General features: G+C 30.2%; 1 protein-coding gene. It reads right to left on the bottom strand.

Going from position 1 to position 828, the window contains the following annotated elements:
• A partial coding sequence (locus tag LQ668_RS12240; protein ID WP_239711289.1) for an IS110 family transposase occupies positions 1-577 on the bottom strand: 577 nt, incomplete at its 3' end.
• Positions 578-828: the final 251 nt, after the last annotated feature.

Below are 828 nucleotides of genomic sequence, written 5' to 3'. Positions count from 1 at the left end.
TTGAAGTTAGGGTATCAATATCTTCTTGTTGAACAAAATCTGGGTGTGAATAGATTTCTGCGATATTAAGGGCAATGATTGAATAACGGTTTTTAAACAATTTTTCTAGACCTGGAAAGGTTTGATGAAGCAGTTCAATAATCATTATTTTTAAACGATTTTGATCATTTTCGATTTCAAGATGAAATCGAGCACGTTCTCGTAATTCAAAGAAAATATCTTGTTTTGTATTTAAGCTATCCATAGATTTTAAAGAAGGTGCTAAAAGGGCTAATTTATGAGCGTCAGATTGATCAGTTTTCCAAGACCTTAAAGAAGTTGTTTTAAATTTTGCTTCTAAAGGATTCATTTCAATATAATTAATTTGATTAACTCGACAAAATTGAACCATCCCTCTTGAATAAATACCTGTAGATTCAAACACGAGTTGAAATTGGTCGATTTTATTTAAATATTTAAGAAAATGATTATAACCATTTTTATTATTTTGAATTGTAAATTCCATTTGGAATTTATCATCGTGATAATGGGCGATGACGCTTGTTTTTTTACTAATATCAATACCTAGATAATTCACATAAAACCCTCCTTAATTGATTTGAGAAGTTAAACCTTACTGAACCTTTCTCATTTCACTTTCCTATACACGGCTTCAAGAGCCCAACATACTACAAACGAATTTCAAAAGGCGAGAGTAAAGCTGACTTGTTTAAATTACGGATTTAAAATCCAAGAGACCGCACAGTCTACCTCTCTCTATAACTATAAAAAATAGCTATGAAAAAATCTATCGTCATAGATTTCTTCATAGCTAATCTTAGTATGTTT

The organism is Mammaliicoccus sp. K-M42, from assembly GCF_022386375.1.
GTDB classification, from domain to species: Bacteria; Bacillota; Bacilli; order Staphylococcales; family Staphylococcaceae; genus Mammaliicoccus; species Mammaliicoccus fleurettii.
The sequence above is the reverse complement of the archived record's forward strand: the minus strand, read 5'-3'. Positions and strand labels throughout refer to the sequence as shown.